The following is a 13,341-nucleotide window of genomic DNA, read 5'->3' as shown; positions in this document are numbered from 1 at the left end:
GAAAGCAGGCCAGATAATAAAAATTGTGCGGATTATACCCTAGATATGCAGCAGGAATGGATAGCAGGGAGTGGATAACTCCTGATCAGGTGATGAAAATGTGTTCTTTAGGGGGTTGTTGCCATTCGAGAGTGAGTGTAAATATCAATACGGCTCATTTGGGGCTACAAAAATACCAATTGGACAACCCCGAACTTCTCAACAACTTTACCTGAGTAGTTTTAGATACTCTCGGGTAAGGCTGTCCAATGAGCAGTACAAATTGCAGATTTAAATTCTTTAGAGTTTTACTTCCTTTCATCTATTTTTGCTGGAGTGCTCCGTCTTATTCGTGGACGGAACTGAGTGAAGAGCAGGCCGCAGAACAAACCTTACCGGCAGTCTGTCTGTTTGGTGCCCGAAATTATGAGCGGGATGAAAAAGCTGTCTGCTACGCTCTCGAAAAGGCGGAAGAACGCGCATCCCTCAACATTCCTTCTTACCTTAACGATAAACTCTCTTCAGTTCGTCTTTATAACAAGGGTGCAGTAAGAGTCTATAAGCACACCAATCAACAGGGTGAAGGCGCTAATCTCTTTGTGAACGTTTATGAGATGGATCACCTTGAAGATGCCATCAGCTCGTTCACCCTTTTCCAAAGACCAACGACAACTTTCTCCTGTTTTTTTGAACATCCGGGATTTCGGGGTACGCCAAAGTGCTTCGCTGAAGATGTGGCCGATCTTAAAGGTTTTAAAAACAGAGCTTCGTCCGTGATGCTTGGGCCTGAGACTTCCGTTGATATGTTCAGCCATCCTGACTTTAAAGGACGAAAGAAAGCCATAACCCGCAGTCATGCCTATATCAGTGATATTGGCTGGGACGATGAAGTTGATAGCTTCAGGATTAGTAAGCGTAAACCTCTGGATTGGGAAGCTGCTGTTAACCTGATGTACGACTCTGGTAACAAGGCAAGCTTCTACCATCAACATCGTCTTGGAAGCCATAACTCTTATCAGAGTGATGACTATATCGATGAAATATTCTCGCTGGGCTCTAATCAGGACTTGTCTATCTACCAGCAGCTTGAACTGGGTGCACGGGTATTAGAACTGGATGTTCACGGTAGTGATGGCGTGGCTTACCTCTGTCATCAAACCGATTGCAGTGCGCCTTGGCACCGTATAAATCTTCGTCGTGTACTGGCTGAAATAAAATCCTTTCTCGATAGTCGGCCTGATCAGTTTATTTTGATTCGTTTAGAAGATCATATGAATGGCTCGGAGTATGACTGGTTTAACCATTCCGTAATTAAGACTTATGGCCGCCAAATGCACACTCCTCCTAAGCAGGGAGAAGGGTTTAAAACCTGTTTAAATGGCGGAACACGCCCGGCTGAATCGCTGGTTTCGGAAGAACTTATTAAAGCTGGCCGGCAAATCATGTTTATGGGGCTGGACTGCAATAGAGATGGCGCAGTAAGAGCGGAAGATGTTGCCTTTATCTATCCTAGCAAAGAAATCTGGTTTGATCGGGATATCACTCAAAAGTGTGATGGCATTGCCAGCAGCCAGCACTATGTGCGGGCTGTGGAAGGTGACAACACCTTCTCCAACAAACGCTTTAACCCTGTCACCCTTTCAACCGCTGCCCGTTGTGGAGTGAATGATCTGGGAATGGATCATCTTGGTGCCGGTGACAGCAACAGTATGAATAATGATTGCCCAAGAGATTGGAGTGGCCGTTATGGTTTGCAGTTCTGGACCTTCAAAACCAACGGTGTTTCATGGCAGGACAATCAGCAGCTTTGCGTTGCTTCTGTTCCTGATGGCAATGAAGGTTCGGGGTTAAGCAGTCTCGCCTCTTACGAAACATCGGCATGTGATGAATTGCGCTCTTTCCTGTGCCATAACGGTATTGATTATTATCTGGCTAAAAATGGTGGAGAGGTTATTAAAGGAGCTTGGGGTGATGGCCACAGCACATGCTTCCAATACGGTGGCGGAGAGTTTGCTGCTCCTAAAACACCAATGGAAGCCTACAGCATGATGAATCTGATTGTGGAAGAAAGCGCCAGCCATGCCTGGTTAAACCTGAAGCAAAAGCTGGGCGCATTCCGTTTCTTTAGTGTCGCCAGAACATCGGAGAAAACAGCACCACCAGAGTAAATATTTCCAGCCGGCCAAGAAGCATGGCGAAGGAAAGAATCCACTTGGCGGTATCGGGCAGCCCTTGGTAGTTAGCAGATGCTTCACCAAGGGCAGGCCCAAGGTTGTTCAGGCAGGAAGCAACAGTTGAAAAGGCTGTCGTCAGATCCAGACCTGTAGCTAACAGCGCCAGATCCATAATGATGAACAGGAAAATATAAGCCGAGAAGAATCCCCATACGGCTTCAGCCACTCTATCTGGAACCGCCCTTTTCCCCAGCTTTATGGCAAATATCGCATTAGGGTGAATGAGTCGTTTAAGTTCCCGTGAGCCCTGCTTAAAAATCAGGATGATACGGATAACTTTCATTCCGCCACCAGTCGAACCGGCGCAGGCACCGGAGAAGCTGGTCAGGAACAACAGCATTGGCAGGAATATCGGCCAGAGTGAGAAGTCAGAAATGGAGAATCCGGTTGTGGTTGCAACCGAAACCACCTCAAACACGCCGTAACGCACAGCGTCCCAGTCTGTATAGGTGCCAGTAAAATGAAGAGCAACCACGGTAATGACGCCGACAAATAAAAGTATGCCGAGGTATCCCCTAACCTCAGGGTCTTGCAAATAATAAAGAGGGTTACGGCTTTGCAGGGCGAAATAATGCAGCGCAAAGTTCATCCCTGACAGCACCATAAAAAATACAGCGATACCTTCAATCAGAGCGCTGTCGAAATATCCAATGCTGGCGTCGTATGTTGAAAAGCCGCCTATCGCCACAGTTGAAAAACTGTGGGAAACAGCATCGAAAAGGTTCATACCTGCCAACCAGTAAGCCAGTGCGCAGATAATGGTCATAGCCAGATAGAGGTACCAAAGAGTTTTGGCTGTTTCTGCAATACGTGGTTGAAGCTTTCTATCTTTTATTGGGCCGGGCGCTTCTGTGCGATAAAGCTGCATACCACCAATACCGAGCATGGGAAGAATGGCTACTGCGAGAACAATAATTCCCATACCGCCCAGCCATTGGAGTTGCTGGCGATAAAACAATATAGATCGCGGCAGGGTCTCGATATTGGTGAGAACTGTTGCTCCAGTTGTTGTTAAACCTGACATCGCTTCAAAGAAGGCATCAGTAAACGACAGAGCTGGTAAATCCATCAGCAGGAATGGAATCGAGGCAAACAGGCTAAGTACCAACCAGAACAATACTGTTACAAGAAAACCATCTCTTGGTCTGAGTTCATGGCGGGTTCGGTAAAACGGTAGCCAGCAACCTGCTCCTGTAAGAACCGTTACCAGAAATGTGTAAGAGAAAAGAGTGATTTCTGGCTCGTTATAAATCCAGGCAACGAGCATAGGAGGAAGACTTGCCAGGCTAAACAGAACCAGCAAAACCCCAAGAATTCGAAAAATAACCGATGGGTGCATGAACCGGCTGTGCTCCCCACAGACAGAAAGTCTGTCTGCCAAATATTATTTGTTGTTTATCGGAGCCTGTTTAAACAGGCCCTCGTATATATCTTTTTATGTTCCACATACCTCCTTCTTAGAAGAAGGCGATTCCCACTTGGAACAGCTTCTCAACTTCGGTTATACGCTTCTTGTCGGTGAGGAACAAGATAACGTGGTCACCAGCTTCAATCTCAATGTGATCGTGGGCAATCAGCACTTCATCATTACGAACAATGGCACCAATTGTTGTGCCGTGAGGAAGTGCAACTTCACCAATCGTATGACCAACAACTTTGGAACTGTGCTTGTCGCCATGAGCAATGGCTTCAAAGGCTTCAGCTGCACCACGGCGGAGTGAGTGAACATTTACTACGTCACCACGTCTTACATGCCGTAAGAGGCTGCCAATGGTTACCAGCTGTGGAGAAATGGCGATATCAATCTCTCCACCCTGCACCAGGTCCACATAAGCTGGGTTGTTAATCAGGGTCATTACCTTGCGGGCACCTAATCTCTTGGCCAGCATGGATGACATAACATTGGCTTCGTCATCATTGGTAAGAGCAATAAAGATATCGGTGCCTTCAATGCTTTCTGACTGAAGAAGGTCTTTGTCAGACGCACTACCGTTAAACACGATGGCTTTGTTCAGGTCCTGAGACAGCTGATGGCAGCGAGAAAGGCTCTGTTCAATGATTTTAACGTTGTAACGGTCTTCAATTGCCTGAGCCAGACGCAAACCGATGTTGCCGCCGCCAGCAATGATTATGCGTTTGTAGTCCTGATCCAGACGGCGCAGCTCGCTCATAACATCGCGAATATGGCGGCGGTCAGCGATAAAGAACACTTCATCATCGGCTTCAATCACTGTTGTGCCTTCAGGCGTGATCGCTTTACCGCGTCGGAAAATAGCTGCTACACGGGTATCCACATTGGGCATATGTTCCCGAATGGTACGCAGTTCCTGGTTTACCAGAGGTCCACCGTAGTAAGCTTTTACTGCCACCATCTGCAATCGGCCATTGGCAAAGTCCAGAACCTGTAAAGCGCCGGGATGCTCTATCAAGCGCTTAATGTGGTTGGTAACCACTTGCTCAGGGCTGATAAGTACATCAACAGGGAAAGCTTCTTCACTGAACAAACCTGTTCGTGTGAGGTAAGCGGTTTGCCGGATACGGGCAATCTTTGTTGGAGTATGGAACATGGTGAAAGCTATTTGACAAGCCACCATATTCACTTCATCACTGTTGGTTACGGCAACCAGCATGTCGGCATCATCAGCACCAGCCTGCTTTAGAACAGACGGGAAAGATGCCATACCGTGAACAGTGCGAATATCCATACGCTCCTGAAGTTCTCTCAGGCGTTCGGCGTTGGTATCCACAACGGTAATATCATTTTCTTCGTTGGCCAGATTCTCGGCCAGAGTGCCGCCAACCTGCCCGGCACCCAGAATGATAATTTTCATGAAAGCTCAGTTGATCTTTTCTTTTCGTAGACGACAGTAAAAGAAACCATCATGGCCGCCTGCCTCTGGCAGTAACTGCAAGCCAAATCCGGTATCAATACCACACACGCTTATTGGGGTATCCTGCACCGCATTTGCTGTTCGGGCAAGAAAGCTGTCAATCTGGCGGCTGTTTTCTTCCGGCAGAATAGAACAGGTTGCGTAAACCATAGTTCCACCGGGCTTTAAAAGTGACCACATGGCATCAAGAATCTTGCCCTGAAGCTCTGCCAGTTGAGTGATGTCTTCTGGTCTGCGCAGTAATTTAATATCTGGATGCCGACGTATAACACCTGTTGCGGAACATGGCGCATCCAGAAGAATGCGATCGTATTGTTGTTCGTCCCACCATTCTTCAGGCTTGCTGGCATCGCCCTGAATAACTCCGGCTTGAAGTTCTAAACGTTCAAGGTTTTCTTCAACCCGCTCCAGACGTTTGGCTTCAAGATCCAGCGCAGTCATATCCAGATTTTCAGTGCTTTCCAGAAGATGACAGGTTTTACCACCGGGAGCAGCGCAGGCATCAAGAACACGTTCACCGGGCTGGCATTCCAGCATAGCAGCAGAGAGTTGCGCAGCTTCATCCTGAACACTGACCAGACCATCAGCAAACCCCGGAAGGTTTTCGACGGATGTTGGTTCTTCAAGCTGAATACCGTGAGAAGAAAACTGACAACTGTTGGCGTTTATATCCGCAGCCTTGAGCTTCTTCATATATTCAGCACGGGATATTTTGGCGCTGTTCACACGGAGTGTCATTGGAGCCTGACTATTGGTTCCGGCAATAATGGAATCCAAATGTTCGGGCCAGCGCTTGGCAAGCTTGCCATAAAGCCAGTCTGGCATTTCGCTAAGAGCTGCAGGTTTGGAAACAGATTTGCGTAGCGTTTCTTCTTCTCTTTGCGCATTACGAAGAACAGCATTCACAAGTCCGTTGGCCCAGTTTTTCTTCAAGCCTTTTACCGCTGTAACAGACTCGCCAATAGCCGCGTGTGTAGGAATACGGGTGTGAAATAACTGGCAAAGGCCGAGAAGTATCACGGCTTTCACATCAGTATCTTTGTTCTTTAATGGTTTGCTCAGCAGCTGGTCGAGAATGGTATTGAGGGAGAACCAGTGGCGCAGCGTCGTATAGCAAAGCTGCCGCAACAGCGGCTGATCACGACTCTCAACATCGGCTTCCGCAACAGGAAGTGCTGTTGCCAGAGATTCACCATTAATAACCTTGGCAATAACTTTTGCCGCAAGCAGGCGTACTGGCTTTTTCGCTGCTCTTCTCTCACCCATCAGGAAAGCTCTACCTTGGTAAACACGGTACCAGGAGCAAACATCTCTTTGCGGCTGTTAAGCAGATCCAGAACATTCATCGCTTTACTGCCGGGCAGTTGCAGTTTCTTCAAGCGTAAAACACCTTCGCCACAGGCAACGTCGATACCGTTTCTGTCTGCACGAATAATAGTGCCCGGAGCGACACCGGCGTTTTCATCTAAAGGAGAGGCTTCCCAAATACGGGTGCGCTTGTCCTGTTGTTCAGCATCCTGAAGCATCCATGCAACCGGCCAAGGATTAAAGCCACGAATCTGGCAATCCAGTTCGGCTGCAGAACGGCTCCAGTCAACCTGCCCTTCTTCCTTACTCATTTTATGAGCGTAAGTGGCAAGCTCATTATTTTGCTTTTCTGGTTGGAGACTGCCTGTGCTGATCATGGAAAGAGTTTCGATCAGTGCCGGGCCGCCCAGTTCAGCAAGGCGATCATAAAGATTCTGGCTGGTATCGGTTTGGTTGATTGGGCAGGTCACCTTTAACAGCATATCGCCGGTATCCAGACCTTCATCCATCTGCATAATGGTGACGCCGGATTCTTTGTCTCCGGAAGCTACGGCACGCTGAATCGGTGCCGCACCACGCCAGCGAGGCAGAATAGAGCCATGAACATTAATACAGCCATGCTTCGGAGTTTCCAGCACAACTTTTGGCAGAATCAGGCCATAAGCCACAACAATCATCAGGTCTGCATTCAGAGCAGCCAATTCCTGCTGGGCCTCTTCGTTACGAAGGCTCTTTGGCTGATAAACAGGAAGGTCATGCTTGAGAGCCAGCTCTTTCACCGGGCTGGGGGTGAGTTTACGGCCACGGCCAGCAGGACGATCAGGCTGTGTATAAACAGCAATAACCTCGTGCTCGCTGTCGAGAACGGACTGAAGATGTATGGCGGCAAACTCAGGGGTGCCGGCAAAGACAATACGTAGTGCTTTGCTCATGGTGCTCCGGCGTCAGGAAACAAATATAAAAGGGGAATTATCGCCTCTGGCGAAGCAAAAGGGAAAACAGAAGGAGAAACAGGCGGAGTGCCGGAAGGAAAAAGATGGGACTCCGCCTGAAATCAGAGCTGATTATTTGGCTGCGAGACGCTGGGCCTTTTCAAGCTTCTTACGGATTCGGTCACGCTTGAGCTTGGTGAGAGCATCTACAAACAGCTTTCCGTCCAGATGATCATTCTCATGCTGAACACAAACCGCAGGCAGGCCTTCAAACTCATGTTCGAACTCTTTGCCATCACGGTCCAAGGCTTTCACTTTCACCCGGTTTGGGCGATCCAGGTTCTCAAAGAATCCGGGAACGGACAGACAGCCTTCAGCAAATTCTGAAGGTTCTTCCGTCAGAGGAATGATTTCTGGATTAATGAAGGTCCAGGCTTCTTCTCTGTCTTCAGAGAAATCCATGATAAAGATGCGCTTTTGTACATCAACCTGTGTAGCAGCCAGGCCACAGCCATCGGCGGCGTACATGGTTTCGAACATGTCGTCGATCAGTTGCTTGATCTCTTCGTCAACAACCTCGACTTTTTCGCCCGGCTTACGGAGGCGAGGATCAGGAAACTCAAGAATTTCGAGTTTTGCCATAAGTTATGTCAGCTCTGCTTTTTATATCCACTTGTTCTTATTGTACGAAAACTACTTCGGGCAGGCATTAGTAATTTCTCAGCAAACAGGCAGTATCACTAACAGAATCGCTAACAGAAACATCGGTTGCGGATATAACAGTGTTGTTAAGGCTCATATCTGAGTAAGCCCTTTAACTCGAGGCATTAATAAGGAATCAGATATGGCCTGCTCAATAAGACCTTTCAGTTTGGGAAAGCGCGCACTTAGCGTTCGAGAGGAAGACCCTCTTCAACCAGAAGTTATACCAAGATGCTCCGGGGTGAGATGTAAGGCAGATACGAGCGCAGGCAGGCTTCTTTTGTGCCACCTCGGTCCGCATGTGAACCTGGCAGATTTGGCAGCAAGAGTCTGTACAAAGATGTCACATCTGCCAAAGGGAATAGTGAGCCATATGAGTAAGGGAAGGCTGGAGACCATGACTGATCAGGTTCTAGACAGCTCTATGCCTTGTGAAAAAGTATTGTCTTCTCTATTCAGTAGCCAAGAACCTGTTTCGCCAAAGAGAGCCAAGGAGCTTTACGAGAAGCTGGGTGGGGAGGACGGGGACCCACAAAAAGAAGCTGTGTTCTGGAATGCTGTGTGCCAGAACTTCTCAGGAACAACCGAGCAAAGAGAGCGGCTTGAAGAGAATATCAAGGAATATCTTGAGAACTGCAAGTTAACAGAAGATCAGCAAGCTGTTCTTGATGAGTTGCAGGATGCACTGGCAGAAGAAAGATTTGAAGACGAAGCAGACAGGCTTCTGAACCTTTATCACAGAACAACAGACGGTGAAGGCAAGAGTATTATGCATAATGCTCTCCATAAAATGTGGAACCTTCATCTGATTGAGACACTTCTTGAGTGCGGCATTGAATTACAGGATCCCACCCGGGCTGGGAGAGAAAACCCAGAAGCTGAAATAAACATCGCAAAAAACAGAGGTGATTTGTTCCTTGCGTCAAAATTAAAGCTTGCTTACAACCAGCAGCAACAACAAAAGAAACCAGGGGCTGAACCACCATCAGACTGTAAAATTTTGTTCTTCCAGCATGATGAAGACAAGCTGTCTGTTGAGGATGCAGAGCAGGAGCTTTTCGACAAGCTGATGAAGTCAGGAAACAGGTTCACCCATGCAGCGATGTTCACTACCGACGCTTGTGACAATACAACCGTTCGTTTAGTGCACTGGCCTTCTCCACCAGGAAAAAATGACACCGTGGAATGCAAAGGCAGGATGCCTGTTGAGGATGCAAAAAAGGTAGTAACCAAGCTTGGTAAGAAAAGAAACCAGCTCAGAGAAAAACAACTTAAGCGTGAACCTTTAAGAAGTTTTGTTTTTGAAGACGAAGATGAGGAAGTATCGACGGCTCCTCCCACTATGCCTCAGAGGGTTATGTGGGGTACAGCCAAAGGTATTCTGACGGCTGCAGCTCTTAGTAGTAACCCAGCACATGCTTTTTCGGGAGCAATTTTTGGCGGTACCAGCGGAGGTGTATATCCAGAAGATCCGGCTGCGCAAAGTGGTGAACAGTTAGTTGAGCTCCTCGCAGGATTATCCGTCTTCTGTTACGGAGGGCCAGCACTGGCCTTTATGGGAGGTGCTAAGGTCCTGGCAGGAACTTGCAGAAAAATTGGAAGCTACAAACTAGGGGAAAGTTTAAAAGATAGTCCGGCGGCAAAGCTCCTGGATAAACACGCCAACACCATACAGGCAGCAACATCTATTAGTACTGCTCTGATGGTTTTGCCGGCCTCTCATCCTTACTGGCAGACTATTTATGCAGCAACAGGGGCTGGATTAACGTTTGCAGCTTTTGTTGACAAGCTACGCACAAGCTCAACAGCAAGGTATTTTGCTTGTTTGGCTCTGGTTTTAGCGGTTATGGGGGGCGCTGCTATTGTAGGCGCTGGCTGGGTCTCCGGTGTGGTGGCACTCTGTAAGGGAGCTGCCGGATATTTAACATCTATGCCTGCGGTGTATAGTTCTGGGTTATTTGCCTTAAATAATGTCGCAGGTATCTCGCTCTATAACTCTTTTATGGGACCAAGGCCGAAGCGTAAAAAAACAAGCGAACAGCAGCAGGAAGAAAACCGCAGAGAATTTACAGAGCAAGAACACTCTGTAAGAAGTCCAGTTCTATCTCTATCTCCATCTCCATCTCCTAGTAGAGTTTCCACTGGTTCCAGCCCTGGAACCTCCGGGTTTAGTCTTCGATTCCGCAGTCCGCACCCTGGTAGCGACCATTCCACCAGCCCCTCTCAGGATTATTCAATGGGTGGTGGAAATGACTCTGATATGGAAGAAGAGACAGATACTACCGCTTACCAGCGTAGCTTCATGGACGGCACAGACGATTAGTTTATTCCGTGCGCTGAACCGCATAACGGAAAGGAAATAGCGCGCGATTGGTCTTTCTGACAAGACAGCTGTTAGTATTGGTTTAATACAAAAGAAAAATAGAACCAAGGATACAAATATGAAGAAAGCTCTGCTGACAGCTTTCCTGTGGAGTCTGGTCGCACAGGTATGGGCCGCAGCACCCTTTCGTGATGATCGGCCAGACTCATACACTGTTGTGAAAGGGGATACTCTTTGGGATATTTCAGGACGTTTTCTTGAAAACCCATGGCAGTGGCCTGAGGTCTGGAGCCTCAACCCTCAAATTAATAACCCCCATCTTATTTATCCCGGCGATGTAGTCACCCTGATTTACATCGAAGGTAAACCTCGGCTGACCGTTAACCGTGGCCTGACAGGTAGAACCCTGAAGCTGGGGCCAAAGGTTCGTTCTACACCTCTCGCAAACGCTATTCCTGCTATTCCTCTGGATGTTATCAGCAGCTTTCTTGATGTAAGCCGGGTGGTTGAGAGCCCTGAGGTTATGAAAACAGCACCCTACATTCTGGCCAATGGTCAGGAGCAGGTGATCAGTGGTGCTGGCGACACGGTTTATGTGCGTGGTGAGTTTGATCAAACTGCCAGTGTTTATGGTGTTTATCGTGGCGAAAAGAATTATACCGACCCCAAAACCGGTGAGTTCTTGGGCACAATGGTTCAAAGTGTTGGTTCTCTGGATGTTGAGAAAATCACCAATGATATTGCAACAATGCAAGTCACCCGCTCAAGTGAAGAACTGCGCGTAGGGGATAAACTGCTGGTTTCTGAGGAGCGTCGTCTGGCAACTTCTTTCTACCCTTCTGCTCCAGAAAACAGAGACGTTGAAGGAACCATTCTTGATGTGGTTGGCGGGGTTAACCAGATCGGTCTTTACAACAATGTACTGATTAACCTTGGTTCCCGGGAAGGCCTGAAAGATGGCAGTGTTATGGCGATTTACCGTCAGAACAATGTTAAGGACAAAATGACCGGTGAGATTGTTGCCCTTCCAGCCGAGCGGGTTGGTCACATTATGGTATTCCGTGCCTACGAAAAGATGAGCTTTGCCATTGTTATGCAAGCCTCTCAGCCGCTCCACACTGGCGATCTTTTGCGGGCTCCCTAAGACTGTCTAGACTGTGTCGCCATGAATGGCGACACACTTTCCTCTACATATCTATCTCAATGGCAGCAGCTGGAACCCTGGCTGCTGCTTTTTCATATTCCCGGCCTTGGCCCTGTTCGTTATCAACAGTTACTTGAAGGGTTTGGTTCTCCTGAAAAGGTGCTTGGTGCTGATGGAAAACAACTCAGAGAGCTATTGCCTGTATCTCTCGTAAAAGCGGTATTGGGTGCTGAAAACAACACATTTATAAAATCGGCTCTTGAGCGAGATAAACGGTGGCTGGAAGAAAGTGACAGTCACTATGTTTTGTCTCAGTGCAGCCACCACTACCCTGCCCTGCTGAAAACGATTCATGACCCACCTCCCTTGCTTTTTGTTGATGGAGATATTCACGCTCTCAGCTCCCGCCAGCTTGCAATGGTTGGCAGCCGAAAGCCTTCTTACGCGGCACTTGATGTTGCTCGACAGGTTTCCTGTGAACTGAGTGAACATGGTGTAACTATTACCAGTGGGCTGGCTTTAGGTATAGATGGCGCCGCTCATCAGGGCGCTTTGCAGGGCGGAAGCCAAACCATCGCTGTTTTGGCTGGCGGGGTTGATCATATTTACCCCCAGCGGCATAAATCCCTTGCTGAAACTATTACAGGGAATGGTGCTTTGATATCGGAGTTTGCTCTCGGCACCCAACCGAAATCCGGCCACTTTCCAAGACGAAACCGCATTATCAGCGGCTTAAGTGTTGGTGTGCTGGTGGTTGAAGCTGCAGTTGCCAGCGGCTCTCTGGTAACGGCACGCTGTGCTCTTGAACAGGGGCGAGAAGTTTTTGCTATGCCAGGTTCGGTGAATAATCCGGGCGCTCGTGGATGCCATGCCCTTATTCGGGATGGCGCATGTCTGGTAGAAAACACTACGCAGATTTTGCAGGAGCTGGATGGTGTTATCTCAATGGAAACAAGACATCAGAAGGATTTCTCCAACCATGCCGAGCCAGATTGTTCTGATCAGCAAATAGTTCTGAACCTTATTGGTTTTGATACAAGCCACCACCACGACGAACTTCTGGTTCGCTCCGGCATGGATGGGCAGAAGCTTTCTGAAACTCTGCTTCACCTTGAGCTGGAAGGTTTTATAACATCTGTTTCTGGTGGGTTTTCCCGAGCGATTAATAATAGAACTCTGTAGAATGCCAAAGCCGCTTATAAGCGGCGCTCTAAAGCTTAATAACAAACGTAACTTCAACACCTGATGACTGTGAAAAACACTCTTACTGAAAACACCAAAACTGCAGCTGCTGTTATCAATGATGGTGGTGTTGTTGCTTATCCTACAGAAGCCGTATGGGGGCTGGGATGTGACCCCTGGAACCAGAAAGCGGTTGAGAAAATTCTTACTATTAAGCGTCGCCCAGTCGAGAAAGGCCTGATTCTGGTGGCCGCCAGTCAGGAGCAGATTGCTCCATTACTGAAAGGGCTTTCTGAAGAAAAGAAGAAACTGCTTGATGAAAGCTGGCCCGGTCCTGTGACCTGGCTGATTCCAGATATTAATCAATGGGTGCCGGAATGGGTGAGAGGTCAGCACCGTTCGGTGGCTGTTCGTATCAGTGCCCACCCCCTCGTTCAGCAACTCTGCAATGATTGGGGTAAGCCTCTGGTTTCAACTTCGGCGAACAGGGCGGGTGAAGATGCCCTCAGGGAACAGTCTGAAGTTGTGTCATTGTTCGAAGGTGAGGTAGATCTGGTGGTGGAAGGACACACCGGAAACTCTACCTCTCCTTCGCGAATTTGTGACCTTGAAACAGGCCAAGTCCTGCGTAGCTAAATCTTCTCTA

10 protein-coding genes are annotated in these 13,341 nt (G+C 48.2%); 5 read left to right on the top strand and 5 right to left on the bottom strand.

What is annotated here, in order from left to right:
- The first annotated feature begins 248 nt into the window (after positions 1-248).
- The gene (locus ACY2RR_RS15880) at positions 249-2,147 is read left to right on the top strand and encodes a phosphatidylinositol-specific phospholipase C domain-containing protein (RefSeq protein WP_490109150.1); all 1,899 of its coding nucleotides are present in this window, start codon (positions 249-251) and stop codon (positions 2,145-2,147) included.
- Here ACY2RR_RS15880 and ACY2RR_RS15875 read toward each other — a convergent pair.
- The 5 genes from ACY2RR_RS15875 to def all read right to left on the bottom strand — a co-directional run bounded on the left by ACY2RR_RS15875 (position 2,104) and on the right by def (position 7,986).
- Entirely contained in the window at positions 2,104-3,552 is a 1,449-nt protein-coding gene (locus ACY2RR_RS15875) for a TrkH family potassium uptake protein (protein WP_490109149.1), read from the bottom strand. The two genes, ACY2RR_RS15880 and ACY2RR_RS15875, sit on opposite strands and share 44 nt — an antisense overlap.
- A gap of 118 nt (positions 3,553-3,670) precedes the next feature.
- Entirely contained in the window at positions 3,671-5,044 is a 1,374-nt protein-coding gene (gene trkA / locus ACY2RR_RS15870) for a Trk system potassium transporter TrkA (protein WP_490109148.1), read from the bottom strand.
- 6 nt (positions 5,045-5,050) lie between these two features.
- Positions 5,051-6,370: a 16S rRNA (cytosine(967)-C(5))-methyltransferase RsmB gene (rsmB, locus tag ACY2RR_RS15865; RefSeq protein ID WP_490109147.1), complete on the bottom strand. Its 1,320-nt coding sequence runs from the start codon at positions 6,368-6,370 to the stop codon at positions 5,051-5,053.
- Positions 6,370-7,344: a methionyl-tRNA formyltransferase gene (gene fmt / locus ACY2RR_RS15860; protein WP_490109146.1), complete on the bottom strand. Its 975-nt coding sequence runs from the start codon at positions 7,342-7,344 to the stop codon at positions 6,370-6,372. Before fmt ends, rsmB begins: the two co-directional genes overlap by 1 nt.
- 132 nt (positions 7,345-7,476) lie before the next feature.
- A complete protein-coding gene (gene def / locus ACY2RR_RS15855; protein WP_490109145.1) occupies positions 7,477-7,986 on the bottom strand; it encodes a peptide deformylase in 510 nt (169 codons plus the stop codon).
- 433 nt (positions 7,987-8,419) lie between these two features.
- Here def and ACY2RR_RS15850 point away from each other — a divergent pair, with 433 nt between their 5' ends.
- The 4 genes from ACY2RR_RS15850 (at position 8,420) to tsaC (ending at position 13,331) form a co-directional block, all read left to right on the top strand.
- Positions 8,420-10,369 carry a hypothetical protein gene (locus tag ACY2RR_RS15850; protein ID WP_490109144.1) on the top strand — a complete coding sequence of 650 codons (1,950 nt, stop codon included), beginning with the start codon at positions 8,420-8,422 and terminating at the stop codon, positions 10,367-10,369.
- 118 nt (positions 10,370-10,487) lie between these two features.
- The gene (locus ACY2RR_RS15845; RefSeq protein WP_490109143.1) at positions 10,488-11,513 is read left to right on the top strand and encodes a LysM peptidoglycan-binding domain-containing protein; all 1,026 of its coding nucleotides are present in this window, start codon (positions 10,488-10,490) and stop codon (positions 11,511-11,513) included.
- A 21-nt stretch (positions 11,514-11,534) separates the two neighbouring features.
- A complete protein-coding gene (gene dprA / locus ACY2RR_RS15840; RefSeq protein WP_490109142.1) occupies positions 11,535-12,695 on the top strand; it encodes a DNA-processing protein DprA in 1,161 nt (386 codons plus the stop codon).
- 63 nt (positions 12,696-12,758) lie between these two features.
- Positions 12,759-13,331 carry an L-threonylcarbamoyladenylate synthase type 1 TsaC gene (gene tsaC, locus ACY2RR_RS15835; RefSeq protein ID WP_490109141.1) on the top strand — a complete coding sequence of 191 codons (573 nt, stop codon included), beginning with the start codon at positions 12,759-12,761 and terminating at the stop codon, positions 13,329-13,331.
- Positions 13,332-13,341 lie beyond the last annotated feature (10 nt).

It is taken from the genome of Parendozoicomonas sp. 2304DJ65-17 (assembly GCF_058148445.1).
Note: the sequence above shows the minus strand (reverse complement) of the source record. Positions and strands in the feature narration are given on the sequence as shown.

Excerpts from the sequence above, each read along its gene's own strand:
- ACY2RR_RS15880 (WP_490109150.1), top strand. The coding sequence starts at position 249 with ATGAGCAGTACAAATTGCAGATTTAAATTCTTTAGAGTTTTACTTCCT.
- ACY2RR_RS15875 (WP_490109149.1), bottom strand. The coding sequence starts at position 3,552 with ATGCACCCATCGGTTATTTTTCGAATTCTTGGGGTTTTGCTGGTTCTG.
- trkA (WP_490109148.1), bottom strand. The coding sequence starts at position 5,044 with ATGAAAATTATCATTCTGGGTGCCGGGCAGGTTGGCGGCACTCTGGCC.
- rsmB (WP_490109147.1), bottom strand. The coding sequence starts at position 6,370 with ATGGGTGAGAGAAGAGCAGCGAAAAAGCCAGTACGCCTGCTTGCGGCA.
- fmt (WP_490109146.1), bottom strand. The coding sequence starts at position 7,344 with ATGAGCAAAGCACTACGTATTGTCTTTGCCGGCACCCCTGAGTTTGCC.
- def (WP_490109145.1), bottom strand. The coding sequence starts at position 7,986 with ATGGCAAAACTCGAAATTCTTGAGTTTCCTGATCCTCGCCTCCGTAAG.
- ACY2RR_RS15850 (WP_490109144.1), top strand. The coding sequence starts at position 8,420 with ATGAGTAAGGGAAGGCTGGAGACCATGACTGATCAGGTTCTAGACAGC.
- ACY2RR_RS15845 (WP_490109143.1), top strand. The coding sequence starts at position 10,488 with ATGAAGAAAGCTCTGCTGACAGCTTTCCTGTGGAGTCTGGTCGCACAG.
- dprA (WP_490109142.1), top strand. The coding sequence starts at position 11,535 with ATGAATGGCGACACACTTTCCTCTACATATCTATCTCAATGGCAGCAG.
- tsaC (WP_490109141.1), top strand. The coding sequence starts at position 12,759 with ATGACTGTGAAAAACACTCTTACTGAAAACACCAAAACTGCAGCTGCT.